Genomic DNA, 3703 nt, shown 5'->3' with positions numbered 1-3703 from the left:
TGTAACTACTTGAAATACAAATACTTTGTAATAACCTCTCGTCATTCCCGCCAAAGCGGGAATCCAGTAATATCAAGGCTTCTGGATTCCTGCTTGCGCAGGAATGACAAAAAGTGCAAAAGTATAGATTGTATCATAATTCTGGAATAATGCAACTAAAAAAAAGCTCAAGGCGAATTTGAGGAGATCCGCCTTGAGCCGAATTTTTCAACCTGTATGGTTAGGTTGTAGACTACTGACGCTGAAAGCGTCGAATTTTAAATAGCCGTAGATGCAATCTACGGAAACAAATCGCCACGCTCGACCCTGCAAGGGTCGAATATTATCCATCGCCTAGAATTCAACCCTTTCAGGGTTGAGATGTTCGTAGCTGTTTCGCCTTCCCCAGGTTTCACCTGTGGTTATGTAAAATTCAAACCTTTCAGGTAAAGCCCGAAGGGCTGCAGTATGTTAGCCGTAGGTTTAAACCTACGGAACATTATTACTATACTTTCGCACTTTTTTGTAACTACTTGAAATACAAATATCTTACAATAACCTCTCGTCATTCCCGCAAAAGCGGGAATCCAGTAATATCAAGACTTCTGGATTCCTGCTTGCGCAGGAATGACAAAAAGTGCAAAAGTATAGATTATTAGATTGGAAATTAATTAAGCCCCGCAGGGGCGAAGGAGAAAATGGTCAAAGCCAAGGGATATATTTAAAGGAGGAGGCAATGGCTAAAAGACGCAAGACTGCCAGAGAGAAGTTGGAAGAGGCAAAGGGCTTGCCTAAGATTGTGATGGATACGCCTAAGGGAGCAATGCTTGTTCCACGGCCATTAGATGTTGATTCTCTCATCCGCAAGGTAGAGAGGGGAAAACTTGTTACCGTAGATCAGATCAGGGAACGGTTGGCCAGGGATTTTAGGGTTGACTGGACCTGTCCGATGACCACTGGAATCTTCATCAGGGTGGCCGCTGAGGCGGCAGAAGAGGATTTAAGGGAAGGCAGAAGGCAGCCTTCGCCTTACTGGCGAGTGATTAAAACAGATGGCAGCCTGAACGAAAAGTTCCCTGGCGGCACAGACCATCAGGCAGCTCGACTAATCGAAGAAGGGCACATCATTGAACCAGGTAAAGGAAAAAAGCCGCCCAGGGTCAAAGATTTTGAGAAATCCCTTCAGGAGATTATAGTTGTCCCTTAGTGGATGGAACCCCTTTAATTCGTTCCTCAAGTCTGGTCGCCTGGGATAGAACCCGGCCAAAGGCCTTGAAGATGGCTTCAATGAGGTGATGGGTGTTTTCTCCGTAAAATAGGTTAATATGCAGGGTTGTCTTAGAGGTATTGACAAAGGCCGCCAAGAATTCCTTGACTAACTCAGGATCAAAGCGGTCTATTGTCCCTGAACCAACCCCCAGGGCAGGGAGAGCAGGTTCAAAGACGACACCGTCTTTAATTATTCGAGGGGGAATGAAAGGGTTTTTGAAGACAAGATGAGGCCGGTTGCTGATGTCTATCCCAACCATCACCAGAGATTCATCCATCGGTAGGATGATATGACCATAGCGATTTATCCCCTTTTTGTCTCCCAGGGCCTTATTTACCGCTTCGCCTAAACAAAGACCAACATCTTCTACCGTGTGGTGATCATCCACTTCAGTGTCCCCAACGGCCTTTATGGTCAGATCAAAAAGACCATGCCTGGCCATAAGCGAAAGCATATGGTCTAAAAAGGGCACCCCTGTTTCAATCTCATACCGGCCTTCTCCATCCAGATCAATCCTTAAATCTATCTGGGTTTCAGTGGTGGTGCGTTTTACTTCGCCTACCCGCCCTGGAGTTTTGGGTCTTTGGGATTTTCCTTGGTTCACGCCTCATTCCTCCTTTTAAGATGAGAGATAACTATTCAGCCACAAAGACACGAAGGCACTAAGATTACAGAAGCCAATAGGCAATAGGCAATAGGGCATTCTTCCCTATTGCCTATTGGCTATTGCTTATTGCCTTAGTGTCTTAGTGGCTGAACGGTTACGATGGAAGTTGAAAATTGAGAGTGGAGAACTGAGATGTCTCTCCACTCTTCAATAGCTCAGTTTATGACGGTGCGCCGTATGTCAGAAAGACCCAATCCGGCTGTCGAGATTAAATATCTGTCCTGAGACATTATTCATCTGAGCCAGATGGCAGACAAAATCAGCTATCTCATTTACTTCGGACAGGCGGCCCAGGCAGTTTTCTTTTTTTACCCGTTCGATCGCTTGGACACCGGCCTTTAGGCCCATATCAGTTAAAAGGTACCCTGGCAAAACAGCATTAACTTTGATATTTTGAGGCCCAAGTTCCACGGCGGCTGACCGGGTTAAGCCGATCAGGGCACTTTTAGAGGCGGCGTAGTTGGCCTGACCAAAACCGCCTTTTATGCCTACCAGAGAAGAAATATTGATGATATGGCCGCCTCCTCCCTTAGCCATCACCGGAGCCACCGCTTTGATGCAATGGAAGGCCCCCCTCAAATTAGTCTCCAAAAGCTCTGTCCACTCTTCATCTTTCAATCGGATAAGCAGGTTATCCCTGGTCAAGCCGGCATTATTTACCAGGATATCTATCCGCCCCCAGCGCTCCAGGGTCTCTTCTATCATTGCCTCGACTTCATTTTCCCTGGCTATATTAGCCCGGCAAGCCAAGGCCCTGGCTGCTCCAATCTGTCTAACTACCTCCTTGGCCTTCTCGCTTTCCTGCCTGTAAGTTACCACGACACAATATCCCGCTAAGCTAAATCTAACCGCTATGGCCCGCCCGAGTCCTCGTGAAGCCCCGGTAACAATGCAGATTTCGGATTTCGGATTTCGGATTTTGGATTTTTTATTCATCAGGGATTATCACTTGGTGGCCTCCTTACATTGAATGGCAGGTAGAGTGAGCCCTTCCGAAAGGGGTCGGTAAGGCCAGCCGCCATCGCTGGGGTCCGAGCTTGATACCTTCTGTCGGCAACTTTTATTCGTAGCCTCCGTACCGGCCAGCAGAAGTAGGGGCGAACGGCCGTTCGCCCCTACATGCTCTGAACATAGTGAAATTGGGCATCCCTTGTTTGAGGGGGAATCAGTTATCGGCAAACCTGGATATATTCTTCAAGTAACTATTCAGCCTCTATTAAAAAAGGGAGGAAAGCAGAAGTATGTAAGGCGTCTTCTTTTTTACTCTTAAACATAGCGCCCCTCCGGGGCTAAAAGCTGATGGCCCAGGGCGCAATTATTCGACTTTTTGGGTCTCTGCCCTCATAAAAAGGATATCGCCGGATACCACGGTGAGGGAGATCGAAGAAGTCTGTTCTTCAAAGATTTTTAAGATATATTTTTAAGATATTTCACAAACCAAAAATTGTTTACTTTCTCATAAAGTTTTCCGTCTGCGGTAATGAATTCAAACTCTAAGTCTTGGGCAAGGGCAAGATAGAGAGCATCGTAGACAGTTATGTGGCGGTCATAAGCAAACCTTAAGGCTTTTTTAGTCAACATAGGAGCAGTCATCACTACTTCTAATCCAAGTTCAGAAAGGTTTTCTATTACTTCTTCTACCTCTTCTCTTTTCATTTTTGGTAACTACTCAGCCATAAAAAAAAACTCAAGTTTAGTCTATATTATCCGATATAGTAAATAGACGGAACAGGATTGTAGTTTTCTCACAGAAAACACTGGTCAATTAACTTCACTATTTTTACAGT

4 protein-coding genes are annotated in these 3703 nt (G+C 45.6%); 1 reads left to right on the top strand and 3 read right to left on the bottom strand.

Translation table 11 applies throughout. From position 1 onward, the window contains the following. Positions 1-715 precede the first annotated feature (715 nt). Positions 716-1186 carry a hypothetical protein gene (locus tag AB1797_13510; protein ID MEW5768603.1) on the top strand — a complete coding sequence of 157 codons (471 nt, stop codon included), beginning with the start codon at positions 716-718 and terminating at the stop codon, positions 1184-1186. Here the strand turns inward: AB1797_13510 and AB1797_13505 are convergent. The 3 genes from AB1797_13505 to AB1797_13495 form a co-directional block, all read right to left on the bottom strand. Then, positions 1170-1853, bottom strand: a complete 684-nt coding sequence (locus AB1797_13505; protein ID MEW5768602.1) for an imidazoleglycerol-phosphate dehydratase — start codon at positions 1851-1853, stop codon at positions 1170-1172. The genes AB1797_13510 and AB1797_13505 overlap by 17 nt on opposite strands. Positions 1854-2096: 243 nt before the next feature. Beyond that, positions 2097-2852: a 3-oxoacyl-ACP reductase family protein gene (locus AB1797_13500; GenBank protein ID MEW5768601.1), complete on the bottom strand. Its 756-nt coding sequence runs from the start codon at positions 2850-2852 to the stop codon at positions 2097-2099. Positions 2853-3323: 471 nt separating this feature from the next. After that, complete coding sequence (locus AB1797_13495; protein ID MEW5768600.1) at positions 3324-3572, bottom strand: type II toxin-antitoxin system VapC family toxin; 249 nt, start codon at positions 3570-3572, stop codon at positions 3324-3326. Positions 3573-3703: the final 131 nt, after the last annotated feature.

The sequence above is a fragment of the bacterium genome (assembly GCA_040753085.1).
GTDB lineage: Bacteria > UBA9089 > JASEGY01 > JASEGY01 > JASEGY01 > JASEGY01.
Note: the sequence above shows the minus strand (reverse complement) of the source record. Positions and strands in the feature narration are given on the sequence as shown.